Annotated in this window: 15 protein-coding genes; 7 read left to right on the top strand and 8 right to left on the bottom strand. The window is 63.7% G+C overall.

Annotated elements, in window-relative coordinates:
* Positions 1 to 24 precede the first annotated feature (24 nt).
* A complete protein-coding gene (gene htpG, locus LVJ94_08620; GenBank protein WXB07299.1) occupies positions 25 to 1,977 on the top strand; it encodes a molecular chaperone HtpG in 1,953 nt (650 codons plus the stop codon).
* Here htpG and LVJ94_08615 read toward each other — a convergent pair.
* A complete protein-coding gene (locus LVJ94_08615; protein WXB07298.1) occupies positions 1,943 to 2,581 on the bottom strand; it encodes a TetR/AcrR family transcriptional regulator in 639 nt (212 codons plus the stop codon). The two genes, htpG and LVJ94_08615, sit on opposite strands and share 35 nt — an antisense overlap.
* A gap of 17 nt (positions 2,582 to 2,598) precedes the next feature.
* Between LVJ94_08615 and LVJ94_08610 the strand changes: the two genes are divergently transcribed.
* Positions 2,599 to 3,024 carry a VOC family protein gene (locus LVJ94_08610; protein WXB07297.1) on the top strand — a complete coding sequence of 142 codons (426 nt, stop codon included), beginning with the start codon at positions 2,599 to 2,601 and terminating at the stop codon, positions 3,022 to 3,024.
* A 20-nt stretch (positions 3,025 to 3,044) separates the two neighbouring features.
* The gene (locus LVJ94_08605) at positions 3,045 to 3,563 is read left to right on the top strand and encodes a GFA family protein (GenBank protein WXB07296.1); all 519 of its coding nucleotides are present in this window, start codon (positions 3,045 to 3,047) and stop codon (positions 3,561 to 3,563) included.
* 49 nt (positions 3,564 to 3,612) lie between these two features.
* On the opposite strand, the gene LVJ94_08600 is transcribed toward LVJ94_08605, so the two are convergent.
* A complete protein-coding gene (locus LVJ94_08600; protein ID WXB07295.1) occupies positions 3,613 to 5,220 on the bottom strand; it encodes a metallophosphoesterase in 1,608 nt (535 codons plus the stop codon).
* A 308-nt stretch (positions 5,221 to 5,528) separates the two neighbouring features.
* On the opposite strand from LVJ94_08600, the gene LVJ94_08595 reads away from it, so the two are divergent.
* Together LVJ94_08595 and LVJ94_08590 are read left to right on the top strand one after the other, a co-directional pair.
* Positions 5,529 to 6,734 (top strand): hypothetical protein, encoded by a 1,206-nt coding sequence (locus LVJ94_08595; protein WXB07294.1) that lies wholly within the window; start codon positions 5,529 to 5,531, stop codon positions 6,732 to 6,734.
* An 86-nt stretch (positions 6,735 to 6,820) separates the two neighbouring features.
* The gene (locus LVJ94_08590) at positions 6,821 to 7,240 is read left to right on the top strand and encodes a hypothetical protein (GenBank protein WXB07293.1); all 420 of its coding nucleotides are present in this window, start codon (positions 6,821 to 6,823) and stop codon (positions 7,238 to 7,240) included.
* Positions 7,241 to 7,742: 502 nt separating this feature from the next.
* On the opposite strand, the gene LVJ94_08585 is transcribed toward LVJ94_08590, so the two are convergent.
* Entirely contained in the window at positions 7,743 to 8,462 is a 720-nt protein-coding gene (locus LVJ94_08585; protein ID WXB07292.1) for a hypothetical protein, read from the bottom strand.
* Between the two features lie 277 nt (positions 8,463 to 8,739).
* Positions 8,740 to 9,033 carry a hypothetical protein gene (locus LVJ94_08580; GenBank protein WXB07291.1) on the bottom strand — a complete coding sequence of 98 codons (294 nt, stop codon included), beginning with the start codon at positions 9,031 to 9,033 and terminating at the stop codon, positions 8,740 to 8,742.
* 86 nt (positions 9,034 to 9,119) lie between these two features.
* Between LVJ94_08580 and LVJ94_08575 the strand changes: the two genes are divergently transcribed.
* Together LVJ94_08575 and LVJ94_08570 are read left to right on the top strand one after the other, a co-directional pair.
* Positions 9,120 to 9,449 (top strand): hypothetical protein, encoded by a 330-nt coding sequence (locus LVJ94_08575; protein WXB07290.1) that lies wholly within the window; start codon positions 9,120 to 9,122, stop codon positions 9,447 to 9,449.
* 42 nt (positions 9,450 to 9,491) lie between these two features.
* Positions 9,492 to 10,700, top strand: a complete 1,209-nt coding sequence (locus LVJ94_08570) for a hypothetical protein (protein WXB07289.1) — start codon at positions 9,492 to 9,494, stop codon at positions 10,698 to 10,700.
* On the opposite strand, the gene LVJ94_08565 is transcribed toward LVJ94_08570, so the two are convergent.
* The 4 genes from LVJ94_08565 to LVJ94_08550 all read right to left on the bottom strand — a co-directional run bounded on the left by LVJ94_08565 (position 10,643) and on the right by LVJ94_08550 (position 13,870).
* Positions 10,643 to 11,572 (bottom strand): hypothetical protein, encoded by a 930-nt coding sequence (locus LVJ94_08565; protein ID WXB07288.1) that lies wholly within the window; start codon positions 11,570 to 11,572, stop codon positions 10,643 to 10,645. The genes LVJ94_08570 and LVJ94_08565 overlap by 58 nt on opposite strands.
* Positions 11,573 to 11,853: 281 nt before the next feature.
* Positions 11,854 to 12,468 (bottom strand): glutathione S-transferase family protein, encoded by a 615-nt coding sequence (locus LVJ94_08560; GenBank protein WXB07287.1) that lies wholly within the window; start codon positions 12,466 to 12,468, stop codon positions 11,854 to 11,856.
* 71 nt (positions 12,469 to 12,539) lie between these two features.
* Positions 12,540 to 13,292, bottom strand: a complete 753-nt coding sequence (locus LVJ94_08555) for a hypothetical protein (GenBank protein ID WXB07286.1) — start codon at positions 13,290 to 13,292, stop codon at positions 12,540 to 12,542.
* Positions 13,293 to 13,411: 119 nt separating this feature from the next.
* On the bottom strand, positions 13,412 to 13,870 hold the full coding sequence (locus tag LVJ94_08550; protein WXB07285.1) for a YXWGXW repeat-containing protein: 459 nt from the start codon (positions 13,868 to 13,870) through the stop codon (positions 13,412 to 13,414).
* Positions 13,871 to 13,934: the final 64 nt, after the last annotated feature.

The raw sequence follows: 13,934 nt of genomic DNA, 5'->3' as shown, positions 1-13,934 counted from the left end.
GCGACAGACCTGACAGGTGCCGCCATGACCGATACGAACCCGACCCCCCAATCCACCGCCTCCACCGCGAGTGAGGGCAAGAAGAGTCTCCCGTTCCAAGCGGAGGTGGCTCAGGTCCTCAAGCTCGTCATCCACTCGCTGTACAGCCACAAAGAGATCTTCTTGCGTGAGCTCGTTTCGAACGCGTCCGACGCGCTCGACAAGCTCCGTTTCCGCAATTTGACCGAGCCCGAATTGATGGGCAACGACCCCCGGCTCGAGATCACCATCGCGCCGGACAAAGAAAAGGGCGTGCTCGTCATCCGCGACACCGGCATCGGCATGTCCGAGTCGGAGCTCATCGAGAACCTGGGCACCGTCGCCCACTCGGGCTCGCGGGCCTTCATCGAGCAGCTTTCCAAAGCGGGCACCGCGAAAGACGTCAATCTCATCGGCCAGTTCGGTGTCGGCTTCTACAGCGCGTACCTGGTGGCGGACCGTGTCGAGGTCATCACCCGCGCCGCCGGGCCCGGCCAGCGCGCCCTCCTCTGGTCGTCGGATGCGCAGAGCACCTTCACCATCGAGCCGACCACCCGCGCCGAGCGCGGCACGGAAATCATCCTTCACCTGCGCCCCGAGCACAAAGACTTCCTCGACGAGTGGCGCATTCGTGACTTGGTGGGCCGCTATTCCGATTACGTCGCCTACCCCATCAAGCTGGAAAAGAAGGCCGAGAAGGACGAAAAGCCAGAAGAGCCCGAGCAGATCAACCGCGCCAACGCACTGTGGCAGCGCCCCAAGTCCGAAATCACAGATGCGCAGTACGACGAGCTCTACAAGCATCTGACGCACGACTTCGAGACGCCCATCGCGCGCACGCACTTCAAGGTGGAGGGCACGCAGGAGTTCGCGGGCCTCTTGTTCATCCCGCGCCGCCCGCCGTTCGATATGTACGACGGCCGCAAACCCCGCGGCGTGCGCCTCTTCGTGAAGCGCGTCTTCATCATGGACGACGTGGAGGAGGTGCTTCCGCCGTGGCTCCGCTTCATGCGCGGCGTCATCGATTCGGACGACCTGCCCCTCAACGTCTCGCGCGAGCTGCTGCAAGACTCGACCATCCTTCACGCGATCAAAAAGCAGATCACCAAGAAGACGCTCGATCTGCTCGAGGAAATGGCCAAAGAAAAGAAAGACGATTACGAGACCGTCTGGAAGAACTTCGGCCAAGTTCTCAAAGAGGGACTGGCGCTGGACAGCGAATACAAAGAGCGCATCGCGCCGCTTCTGCGCTACGGGAGCTCCAACGGCGACGGCCTGGTGTCGCTCGCCGACTACGTGGGCCGCATGAAGGAGGGCCAGGAGGGCATTTATTACCTCTTTGGAGAGTCCACGGCGTCGCTGCAGAATTCGCCGTACTTGGAGACGTTGACCTCGCGCGGGTACGAGGTGCTCTTGATGAGCGATCCCGTCGACGAGTGGGCGGCCGAGGGGCTTCGCGAGTTCCAGGGCAAGCCGCTGGTGTCGGCGATGCGGACGGATTTGAAGCTGCCGCTGGACGAAGAGCAGAAGAAGACCAAGGAAGAGGCCTCGGAGCGACTGCAGCCACTCATCTTGCGCATGGTCAAGGTGCTGCACGACCGGGTGCGCGAGGTGAAGGTGTCGGACCGCCTCACGAACACGCCGTCGTGCCTGGTCCTGCCCGACGGGGGCACCCCCGCCTTCATGGAGCGCCTGCTCAAGGAGCGCGGACGGGGGATCCAGCACGCGAAGCGCATTTTCGAGATCAATGCGACGCACCCCATCATCGAGTCGCTCGCCTCGCTGGTGCAGAAAGACGCCGAGTCGCCGAAGATCGACGAGTGGATCGACATCCTCTACGACCAGGCGCTGCTCACCGAGGGCGCCACCATCGACGATCCGAACCGGCTGGCGCGGCGCATCGCATCGCTGCTCACCGAGCTTGCTACCGGAGGGGGGCTCGCGACGAAGCAGGGCTGACGCGGATGCTGCGAAGTACGTGATCGACCAGGGCCTGGGCCACCTTTTTGGTGGCCGGGCCGTGCTGGAAGAGCACGCGGTAGTAAAGGGGCGCGGCAAGTAGGTCGAGCACGAGTTCGATGTCGACGTGGGGGTCGATGTCGCCGCGCTGGATGCCGCGCTCCAGCGCTTTCACCATGGAGGCGCGGCGCACGTCGAAGACGCGGCGGCGGAAGAGCGCGAGGAGCTCGCGATCGCGTGCCAGATCGGCGACGAGTGCGCCCAGGGCGCGACCGAATGGGCCCGAGAAGGCGTGGCTCAAGGTGGAGACGCCTTCGACGAGATCGCGGCGGGTGTCGCCGGTGTCCGGTGCGGGGGCGAGGCCGAGGCCGCGCGCGAAGGTGTCGATGATCAGGTGCTGCTTGGTGGGCCAGCGGCGGTAGATGGCCGGACGGTGCACGCCGGCGCGGGCGGCCACGGCGTCGAGGGTGACGCGGCTGTATTCGGTCTCATCGAGCAGGGCGAGAGCGGCATCGAGGATGTGCTCGTCGATTTGCTCGTCGCGCGGACGTCCGCGGGGGCGTGCGGGCACGTCGGGCGCGGCACCTTGTTTTCGGTACACCATGTACCATAATTCATAGCATGCACGACATCGGCTGGACACACGTGGCGCTCACCACGCGCGATCTGCGCAAGAGCGTGGCATTCTACGAGCAATACGCAGACATGCACGCGGTGCACGAGCGCAAGGACGACGGGGAGAAGGGCACACGGGTCGCATGGCTCACGGACGCGCGGCGCGCCTTCGTGCTCGTTCTCATCGAGGAGCCGGCCGATCCAGGCCGGCTGAGCGGTCTTACGCACCTGGGCATCGGGTGCGCGAGCCGCGAGCTCGTCGACCAGCGCCTGGCACGCGCGAGGGAGGAAGGCCTGCACACCGAGGGCCCGCACGACAGCGGCTACCCCGTCGGCTACTGGGCCTTCATCCGCGATCCCGACGGGCACAACCTGGAGCTTTCCTATGGCCAGGAGATCGGCCTGACCCTCGCGCGCGCCGGCGGCGAATGATCCGTGCCAAACTGCACGGCATGAAACTCGAAGGCTCGTGCCAGTGTGGCAAGGTCACCTACCGCATCGATTCGGATACGCCGTATCCGTTCATGTATTGCTTCTGTTCCATCTGCCGCAAGACCTCGGGCGCGCTCACCTGCAACATCATGGGCAAGCGCGACACGCTGAAGATCCGCGGCGAGCGCCATTTGAAGAAGTACCGCGCGGTGATGCGCGAAAAAGGCCAAAAGCCGCACCGCAGTGAGGGCGAACGCTGGTTCTGCGGCAAATGCGGCACGCACCTCTGGGTCGCCGACAAGCGCTGGCCCGAAGGCATCTGGCCCAACGCGGCCGCCGTCGACACCGAGCTCCCCGAGCCCCCCGAGAACGTGCGCATGATGCTCGCCTTCAAGCCGAAGTGGGTCCCCGCCCCCGGCGAGGGCCCCACGTTCAAACGCTACCCCAAGGTATCCATCGCCGATTGGCACGCGCAGCACGGCCTCTCGGGCGAACCGAGCAAACCACGCAAACCACGCAAGTCCCCAAAAGCCCCCTAGGGCCCCTCCCCCCCGGGGGAGGCCGGGAGGGGGAGCTCTTTACGAAGAGTCAAAAAGTCGGCTTCTTGATCCAAAGGATCACATTTCGATCCTTCGCGGACCCCTGCCCGGCCCCGACGCCGTGGGTCGTATAATCGAGAATCCCCAACGTGCGGCCCATTTCGGCCACGGGATCGTTCTCGGTCGAATAATCCACCGCGACGGAGCGAATCGACAAATAGCCATTGTCCTCGTCCCATATTTCGATGGTCCGGAATTGGTGCGGATAGTCGGCAATCGCCGACGTCCGCACTTCCCAATAGCCATTGGTCGCCGGAGCTGCCGCCGCCACGTGCCGCACCTTGTGAATGTGCGAATGCCCCGCAATGTGCCCGATGACGTGCGGATTCGCCGTCAGCAGTGCCTCCCACTCCGGCGCCAAAACCGCGTCCGGCTGCTGCGTCCCGCCGAGACTGCCCCCGTCCGTGAGACTCCCCGCCGCATGGTGCGAGGCAAAGAGCACCCATTTCTTGTCCTTCTTCGCCCGCTCGAGCGCCGGCTTCACGAACGCCTCGATATCGCCCTTGCGCAGCAACCCTTCGGCGCCTCCGGTCTCCGCCGCCGAATCGATGGTGATGAGCCGTATTCCCGACTGCCCGAGATCTTGCTCGTAATACGCTTTTTTCGAGGTCTTCGCGTATTCCCCGAGCCCATGGGCCAGTGGCCCCGACTTCCCCTGGTGTGCCAGCACCCGCTCGATCAAGTCCGCCCGGGGCATGGCCGCGCGTTTCGGATCGGCGGGCAGCTCACCGTCGGTGACGATCGGACTGCCCGGCAATCGGTAATCGCGTGTGCCGTACACCCCCGGCTTGGAGCCCTTCGACTGCGCGATCGAAGCATCATTGACCACCAAGGTCCCCTGAATCAATACATCGTGGTTGCCCGACACCCAGTACCAGGGCATATCGAGCCCCTCGGGCGCAAACGGATCTTTGCCATCGTTGTTCGACCCGGCCACCGGATCGTTGGCGTCGCCCGAGTCACAGGCCAGCTTGTCCGATCCACCTAGCAGTGCAAGTACCCAATCGACTTCGTTTTGCTGAGCGCTATCCGCATTGTCGCCACCGAGCACCACGAAGTCGAACGGCGCATCCTTGTGAATCCGGTTTACCGTTCGGACCACGGCGTTGACCACGCGGCACTCGTGACCTTCCTGCGGACGCCAGGCGGCGCTGAGATCCGGTGTGAGACCATCGACGTTGGCCACACGCGTCGGCGACTCGTCGTCCGCAAGTTGAAAATCCGCCAAGTGGGCAAACCGGGTGAGCTTTCGCGGATTCCCCCCGGGCACCGGCGCCGCCGCCCCATCCGGAGTTTCCACCTGAATCGCTTCCCCCGGCCCTGTCGTAAATGCGCCAAAGCCGTCGGCAAGCTGCTGTTGCAACACCGCCGGATCGATCGATGTGGGCTTGCTCTGCTGCGCCTCCACCGCGTGCTTGGGCACGAGGGTTTGCGCATCGGTGAGCTTCACCGGCCCCGAAAGCGGCGCGAATTTGGCGACCTCGCGTTCGGTCGGCTTATTGTCATCCGGCGGCGGCTTCGACGGACCACTGTCGTCACTGCTGGAACATGCGGCGGCAATGAGGGACAAGACGAAAAGGGGCGCGTAAGACTTCATTTGAAGTCAAGAGTAACTGAAGTGGGTCTCAAAGGAAGAGTGTGAGTGCCCACTGGCACATCCAGTGACCATGACGCGACGGGCATGGGTCAGAGTTGGGTCGAACGCGGTCGGCGAGCTGCCGCTTGAGGAGGAGTCACCGCGAAACCGCATGTTCGCCTCGACGCGTAAATTCCCGCTCGAGAGCCCTGCCTTGATGTAATGTCGCGACACATTCGCGTTCCGACCTCCTGAACTGGGCAGCCGCAGAACCCTCTTCGTGAGGGTCAGGAATGGTTGGGTCCCCACGCATTCAAGGAGATCTTCCAATGAAGAATCGCTTCATGCCCGGAGTCATCGTCGCAGTCCTCGGCCTTCCCCTCTTCGCCAACGGTTGCAGCGACGACGCGAACAACCCGCTTTGCTGCAACGAATTCGAGGTGGGTGCAACGGTCGACGTCAACGTCTCGGGTACGGCGCAAGGGCGCGTGGCTGCCCAAGCGGTCGCCGACGTCGCCGGTATCGCCGCAGCGGCCGTGGACGATTTGACAACGGCTTGCCGAGGCATTGCGCAAGATCTCGACGCCCCGGCGGCCAAGCAGGATGAGGCCGACGCGAAGACGGACAAGAACGAGCAGATGAAGGCGTGGTGCAAACTTGCCGTCGAACAAATTACCTCGTTCAAGTCCGGCGCGACGTTGACGGTGCAAGCCACCCCGCCCGTCTGCGAAGCGTCCATCAGCGCCAAGGCGGATTGCCAAGCAAAATGCTCGGTCGACGGGAAGTGTGACATCAAGGTGAACCCGCCGAAATGTACCGGCGGGAAGTTGGAAGTCGCGTGCAAGGGCGAGTGCACCGCCAAAGCAGGAGCGACGCTATCGTGCGAGGGTCAGTGCACGGGCAGCTGCTCCGGGTCATGCACGGCGAGCGGCGGCGTCGAGTGCACGGGCAAATGCGACGGTACGTGCACGGCAAGTGCGGGCGGCAATGGTCCGCAAGCAGATGGAACATGCAAGGGCAAGTGCTCCGGCACCTGCTCCGTGACGGCGCCCAACGTCCAATGCAACGGCAGCTGCAGCGGCTCGTGCTCGGCGAGCTGCAAAGGCACCGCCGACGTCTCGGTCAAGTGCGATGGCGAGTGCAAGGCCGACTACGAGCCCATCTCGTGCAAGGGCGGCAAGCTCGAAGGCGGCTGCCAGGTGGACGCCAAGTGCGATGCCAACTGCAGCGCCAGCGTGCAGGCCAAGGCCGCGTGCACGCCGCCGTCGATCGATATCAAGTTCAACGTGGACTCCGACAAGATCGGCAAGCTCGTGGCCACGCTGAAGGCGAACCTCCCGATCATCTTCTCCTTGAAGACGCGTCTGGAGGCCATGGTCGACATCACGGGGCAAGTCTCGGCCAACATCAACGCCGTCGCCGACGTGAAGCCGGCGTGCATCCCGGCCCTGGTGAGCGCCGCGGCCCAGGCGCTGGGCAACGTCAAGGATTCCGCTACCGCGTCCGCAAGCATCACGGCCAGCATCGGCAAGTGATCGGCATCGTTTGATCCATGGCACGGCGGCACGCTCGTCCAGGGCGCGCCGCCGGTGTCCGGTTCTCGCACTCGATGAGCACGAGCATGAATACGACTTACCTTCGCGCCTTCTTAGCTTGCATCACGGTTTTTCTCGCGGCCTGCAGCTCCTCCTCGGAGGACACTGGCTCGACGACGAATGGCGTCAACGACGTCTCCAAGGCCTGCGCCACCCGCGCAACGTGGACCCGCGCGGCCTCGCCCAAGTGCATCGAATGCATCGCATTCGCCAAAGTACCCCGCTGCGAATGCCAGGACGAGGAGTACGCCGGCACGTGCAGCGCGCAGCAGTCCGCCAAAAATAGCGACCCCGCCTGCGAAGGCGTCGACAGCTGCGTCAATCGATGCGCCGCCTCCGACTGCTCCTGCGTCGACGCGTGCTACGCCGGCAAAGACACTTGCCGCACACTCGGCGCCGCCACCGACGGCTGCTTGACGGCAACGTGCGACGCTTATTGTCGCTAAGGAACAAAGCGTCGCTCCCCCCTACGCCGGATGACCATCGAGGACCCTTTTATTTACGTATCGAATGACCTGCGGACTCAGGCGGAATCCGCGCATTCGGAGCGGCTTGTTGCCCACGTGCCACCAGGAATCGTTGACGTCCAAGTGCTATTCAATGCCTTGGTCGAGCAAGTAGGGTTTCCGGGTTACTTCGGCTTCAACTGGAACGCTCTTTCGGACTGCCTGCGGGATCTACACTGGCTTCGGGAACGAGAGCTCGTTCTCATTCATAGGGATGTCCCCGGACTACCTCCGTCGGAAATACATCAGTATGTTACCGTACTCGCCGAATGCGTTCTGGATTGGAGACCTGGAGAGCCTCACGAACTGAAGGTCATTTTCCCTGATTCCGGGAAAGAAGTAATCGGACAAATATTGCGTCGAATTTGACCTATCGCGTCCGCACGACCGTCACCGACGAAGATTCGCTCGACGTCCCGACGTCCCGTAGTGCATGGATGCGCTACTGCGCGCTCTGAGACACGCGAGTCGCCAGGTACGCTTCGAAGAGCTGCGGGATGTATTCGAAGAATAGTGCCGGCATGCCGGTGAGGCCGGCGATGGGGTGGAGTTCGGCGAGTTCGTAGGCGATGGTTGCGCCGATGTAGGTGGGCTTCCATTCGCGGACGTCGGTGAACCAGTCGTAGAAGGGGACGCGGAGGCGCGCGAGGTCCGGGTGGATCAGGGGGCCGTAAATGGCCAGGAGATCGAGCACCATGGGGCGGTTGCGGAGGGCCCAGCGGTAGACTTCGGAGAAGGCGAAGAAGCGTTGCTCGACCGTGGAAGCATATTGACCATGGTTCTCCGCGACGTCGACGCCATGGTCGGTCGAGGCTTGCTCGGCCTCGCCCCATGCCCGGTCGTGCGGGCCGCGAATCTCCAATTCGCCCCGGGAGAGACGGGTCACGTAGGTCGCCCAGCGTTGGGAACCTGGGTTGCCGAATGGGTCGGTCGCGCGTCCGAGGGCAATGGCTAGACCGCGTTCAACGCCTTCCAGGATGCCGGCATCCACGTAGGATACCCAAGTGCCGGAAGCGCCCCATTGGCGGTCGCGGAAGAACATGACGATGCCTTCGATGTTGTGCCATCGATCCGAGGCTCCGAACTCGGCGGCCGGTCCGCTCTCCATCGCTTGAAGGAACTGCAGGCGCTCGGGCATCGACATCGCATCGATGTCCGACATCGTGCAATCCAACGCGGCCGCACACTCGGCCGGGGTCCTCTTGTCGGCCGCCGCGGCGTCGCTCGAGGCGAAAAATGAGAAAGATCCGCAGAAGGCATAGGCCAGGATCATAAGTGGCATTCTATTTTTTCGAGAGCCAAGCAACATTTCGTGAGCGTATTCGCGAAGGCGGTACGACGAGAAGCGCGTTCTCGTTGATGAGGTACGGAGTTGGCGCGTCACGCCAGGATCGAAAAGGCAAAAAGTCCCCACACCGCGGCCGTGCGCTTCGTGCTCCCTACACGTCATGGGCAATATGAGGAATGATCCCGTGATGCCTTACCTTCTCGACAACAATGCCTCGCGCGAGTTGGAACGGCTCGAAGCGCTGCAGGAGATAGCCGACCCCTTCACCATTCGGCGGCTCGAAGCCATCGGCGTGCGTCCGGGATGGCGCTGCCTCGAGGTCGGTGGCGGAGGGGGCTCCATCGCACAATGGCTCGGCAAGCGAGTCGGCCCAACGGGACACGTCGTGGCGACCGACATCGACACGAGGTTTCTCGATGCGGCCCATCTCGAGGTGCGGCGGCATGACATCACCGTGGACGCGCTCGAGGAAAGGCATTCGACCTCGTTCATGAACGCTCGCTGCTCGAACATCTCCGCGAGCCGGAGCCGGTGCTGCGCAAAATGGTGGCCGCGCTCAGGCCTGGTGGGTGGGTGCTCGTCGAGGATTCGGATTATGGAACCTTCTCCCAACTGCGCGGCGGCGACGAAGCGCTCTTCAACAAAGTGAGGGAGGCCTTTTTGAGCCTTCTTGCATCGGGAGGGCACGATCGCCTGCGCGGGAGAAAACTCGGCTGCTTGCTGCGCGAGCAAGGACTCGAGGACGTTCGGTTCGAGTGCCAGGCGGTGGAATGGGATGGGTTTCTCGCGTTGATACGGAGCCCCGGATTCGTCGGGCTCACGTCGTGCGGGTGCGCGGCATGGGGAAGAGAACCGGCCTGACACACTGTTGCCCCTCCCGCTTTGGACCTACGTCGCTGCGCGATGCCTCCGTCGATTCGCTGGATCCCATTGGCCCTCGTTCTCGGCTGCACGCCCGCCGCCGCCCCCACGCCGACCCAGCCTCGCCCAGCCCCCGCCCCACCGCTTACCCACATCGACGAAGCGCAGGCCGAGGCCTATTTCGCCGAGGCAGCCCAATTGTTCGCGCGCGATGGCGGGCAGCTCTGGGGCGTCCGCCTCGACGGTCCCATCTTGATTCTCGACCCCGAAACGCGGCAGGTGGCCGCCAATCAAAAAGATGCCCAGGGAAAGCTGGCCGCGCGAGACCATATCTTCACCGGCCATGTCGGTGATGAGGTGTCGCCGGCCAACTCGGCACTGGACTGGGCGGGCGTCCGCTGGACCGAGGTGATGTGGCCCCTGCCGGAAGACGCCCCCGCACGAAAGCGGCTGTTGGCCCACGAGGCATTTCATCGGCAGCAGCCTGCCCTGCACCTTCCCATGGAGGGCAACGACGGCAATGCGCATCTCGATGCACTCGAGGGGCGCATCCTTCTGCAGCTCGAATGGCGCGCGCTCAAAAAGGCCGTGCTCGAGCAGGGCGCGCGGCGGCAAGAAGCCATCGAGGACGCGCTGGTCTTTCGCGCGCGTCGTCGGGAGATCTTTCCACTGGCGGCGCAAGAAGAGCGCGCCCTCGAGATGAACGAGGGGCTCGCGGAGTACACGGGCAACACGCTCGCATCGGACTCGCCGGCCGAGCGCCGTGTCGTGGCGACGCAGCTGCTGGACAACGGTACCGCGAAGCCCTCGTTCGTGCGCTCGTTCGCCTACGCATCGGGCCCGGCCTATGGGCTCTTGCTCGATGAAGCCGGCGCCCGCTGGCGACGCTCGCTAGCCCCCGGGAGCGACCTTGGCGCGTTGCTCGCGCAGGCCACGGGCGCGCGGCTGCCGCCCAAGCTCGAGGCGGGGCACCGTGTACCGCCAGCTGCGCGTGACCGACGAATGGGGCGTATTGACCGCGTCGACGGGTGCCCTTCTCTCCGAAGACTGGACGACCGTCACGGTATCCGCCCCCGCCGATCCAGCCGCCCACCCTTTGCAAGGCGACGGCTGGACACTGCAGCTCGGTCCCGGATGGACACTCGAGCCGGGCGCGCGCAAAGGCGATTTCACCCTCGCCGGCCCGCGCTAACCTATTTGCAGGCGTCGTCGTCGCCCGTGTTCCACTGGCAACCGTTGGCGCAAACCTGAATGACGCTGATCGATACGCCATCGGAGCCACACCGGTAGAGCGTATTGGCGTCGCCGTCGACCACATCGCCGCCGCAGTAGGCGCTGCCGGCCACGCAGCGGCAACGGTCGTCCTGCCCCGCGGGCGCGACGTAGCAGCCGTGCGAGCACGCGCGAATCTGCGTGGCAGATTTGCCGTCCGAATTGCAGCGGTAAAGCGTATTGGCGTCGCCCACCACCCTGTCCCCGCCACAATAAGCGCCTCCCGCGACACAGTCGGTCGTGCCACCACCGCCATTTTGTACATTTCTCACCGCGGTAATTTCCGCATCGGTGATGGGACAGATGGTGTCGATCGCGTTGTTCGCGAGCCCATTTCGCTTTTGATAGAAGGAACTAATCTGATTCTTCAGCGACTGCTTCAAGACCGGCGTGCCCGCGTAAACCGCGTGAATGTGCGCTGAAAACGTCGGCGGAACGCGCGACCACGCGGCGAAGCCCTCCATGCGGAGCCGGTGCACACGGGTGCATGGCGCCGAGGTCGACGTCACGTCCGTGGCGGCCGAATAGCTCGTCCCCGGCTCGGGGCAGTGCGTTCCCACGGAGGCTTCGGCGTCGCCATAGGTCTGCGTCAGCTGAGAATCGGTCACGCCGGCTCGTTTGATCGCCGCGTAGGCGGCCGGATACATATAAGACGGCGACGTCGAATGCCCGCACGTATAGGGCGCTGCGCAATAACACGTGGCAAGGGCGCTTTCGCCCGTAGCCACGGCCCCCTCTTCTCCTATCTCTTCCTCGCCGGGAACATTCGCCTCCTCGCGGGCGGAAGAACAGCCGGCAGCAATCGGAAAAACGAACAGCAAGGCAGCAGCAACGGTCGTGATCGTCCTCATGGCGCGTACCCCTTTCCGTCTGCGGATTTCCGAATTTCGCTGGGGCGCATGCCGCGACGACCCAAGCCAAGAAATCCTTCTGCCACCAGTGGTAGCAACGGAGGGGATTGAAGACAATGCCCGTTACGGGGGGTGATTAACTCGATCATCCCCGTGAATACAGCGTTCTCGAATGGATCAGCCATTCATCGAATGAGGCGATACCATCGCTCAATACGCACGCGCTGGGCGCATCGAGATACCGCCGAATGCGCCCTATCCTCGTGACTCAGTGGGTCAATTCACCCTGCGCTTCGCTTCCACGCATCGAGCGCTTGCACGCGCGCGAACCATGCTTCGATGTTCGGAAACTCCGCCACCGGCACCTCGGCCCGAGCCGCGACCATCAGCGGACAGGCAATCGCGATATCCGAAAGGGACAAGGCATTCCCACTTATCCATTCTCGGTTGGCGAGATGCGCATCGAGCACCTTGGCGAAGTCGCGAAACAGCATTTCGCCACGGGCAATCTGCGCGGGATCCGGGTCGCCTGCCGCAATGAGCTTTTTGACCACCTTTTCCCAATTGATCATCGATATCGCCACGCCCCAATGATTCGAACTCCAGAACAACCACCGATTCACGTCCGCGCGAGCGCGGAGGTCCGTCGGATAGAGTGTTTGGCCCGGCGTCCTGTCGGCCAGATAGGCCATGATGGCGTGCGACTCGTTCAAGACGAAATCGTCCTCGACCAACACCGGCACCTTGCCATTCGGGTTCAGCCCGAGCAGCTCGGGTTGGCGCTGCTCCAATTTCATGAGATCCACGTGGCGGACCTCGGGCGAGAGTCCGAGCTGCAACGCGGTCATGAGGGCCTTCCGGGCGTTGTACGAGTACGGAGAAAAATAGAGTTTCACGCTTCGCCTCCTGTTCGAGACGAGAATCTGGCACCGCCCGTTGACAGGGTAGTGTCAGTTATTCGCGCGTGTCAGTTCGCAGCCAGCTCCGTGTACGTGCCCGGGCAGGTACCGCCGACGGCGAGCAAAATCGACTGCAGGAACGCAGGGGACTTGGGCTCGTCGAAGTGCGACACGTCGGGCAGCTCGACGAAGCATGCTCCGCCGTCGAGCCGCGTGATACCCGGCGTGTCCTTGGTGCTTCGGTACGCGAAATAGGCCACGTCCCCCGGCGTGTCGTCGCCGGCGTTGAGGTCCGTCAGGAAGGCGCTCGACGGGCACATTTGGCCCCCGTTGGCTTCGGCCAGAATGCACGCGACCGAAAAGCCATACTGAGGCGTACCGAAGGCCACGTACGAGCGCACGCTCGCTGCCCCGCCCAAGCGCTTGATGTAGTAACGCATCGACAGCCCGGCCATGCTGTGACCGACCAGATGGACCTTTTCGGCCTTGGTCTCCCGTTTGGCAACGTCGACGATGTCGGCAATGGCCCGCGCGTTGGCGATGTTGTCCTCACCCCCGAACGCACCCACGTAGGTGGGATATCCCGCCTGCGCGAAACCACCCCGCATCGTGGCCATATCTTTCCGCGACGCCGCCCAACCGTGCAAAAGGATGATGGGCTCGCGCGCGCTTTTTTCCCCTGCTTTTATCGGGCCTGCGCGCTCGATGGTTTCCGCATCGTGTCGTCGGCGTGCGTTGGCCGTCGACACCAGTGTGCTGACACCGAGGGTCACGAAGGTGACCGTCGCCAAACCGAATGCGAGTTTGCGAACGATGGACATGAGGCCTCGTGCTCCAGGGTTGGGAGCCGCACCGACGCGGATCATTCACCACGACGCGACGAGTTTCAATCATCGATGCAGTGAGGCTGGCTCTTTCCTGCGTGCGATGTGCACGCGCCCTATTCGAGGTCTTGACCCGTCGCCGTCGGATCGCCCTCCGGATCGACCACGTCGCCGGGGCTCGCCTTTCCAACGGCCAGCTCCGAGGGCGCCGCGACCTCGCGTCCCGTGCGCACGTCGCGCCATCGTCCCTCGGCGGCGAACAATGTCCCCGCATCGTTTCGAACCAAGGCGCGTGGCGAGAATGCCGTGCCCGATGCAGGAATGACCCATCGACCGCGTTTCCATGCCCAACGCCGGCCGTGCCACGTCCATTCGCCATCGACCCAGACCGCTTCATCGCGCGGCTTCGCGGGTACGAACTCGACGCGCGCGGGCGGTGGAGGATACGGAACCTCGACCAACTCCGTTGAGGTTTGCCGAATGTACGTGGGATGCGGAAGCCGCGCGTAGCCGCAGCCGGCGACACACGTGCACCATGCAAGCACGACGAATACGAAGCCGCGACGCCGCATCATCGTGACGCGTGAGCACGTGGCATGCCCGGCCCCGACGCGAACGGCCTTGCTGTTGCTTTGTACC

This window comes from Sorangiineae bacterium MSr11367, from assembly GCA_037157805.1.
Taxonomy (GTDB): domain Bacteria; phylum Myxococcota_A; class Polyangia; order Polyangiales; family Polyangiaceae; genus Pendulispora; species Pendulispora rubella.
This window is presented reverse-complemented; position numbering and strand designations above follow the sequence as displayed.